The sequence below is a fragment of the Salinarimonas soli genome, assembly GCF_008386575.1.
In the GTDB taxonomy this organism is placed as follows: Bacteria; Pseudomonadota; Alphaproteobacteria; order Rhizobiales; family Beijerinckiaceae; genus Salinarimonas_A; species Salinarimonas_A soli.
The window spans coordinates 1-298 of record NZ_VUOA01000266.1; the positions used below are offsets into that span (position 1 = coordinate 1).

Consider the following 298-nt stretch of genomic DNA (forward strand, 5'->3'; position numbering starts at 1 on the left):
CGATCGTACTTCTCCTCTTCTAGCTTGGTGATACGCTGATGGTAGCCCGTAATGATGCTCGTCAGAGAAACTTCGTTGGCGTCGTCAATGTTCTTAGGTTTACCGCACCTCTCCTCGATGATGCGCCTCCTTTCAGCAGCTTTACGTTCCTGCTCCTTCTTCAACTCTTCGGCGGCTTTCTTACGCAGCAGCAACCTGAGCTTCTTCTTCCTCTCAGGTGTCATGAAACCCTTCTTCGCCTTTTTGGCTTTGGAGGCCTCCTCCATGCGCTTGCGCACCTCAGCCCGCTTCCGGTCGA

The 298-nt window shown here is 53.4% G+C and carries 1 protein-coding gene; it reads right to left on the reverse strand.

All coding sequences use genetic code 11. The annotated features are described in order from the left end of the window. On the reverse strand, window positions 1-266 hold a 266-nt coding region (locus F0L46_RS27985; RefSeq protein ID WP_149822446.1), incomplete at its 3' end, for a troponin. Window positions 267-298 lie beyond the last annotated feature (32 nt).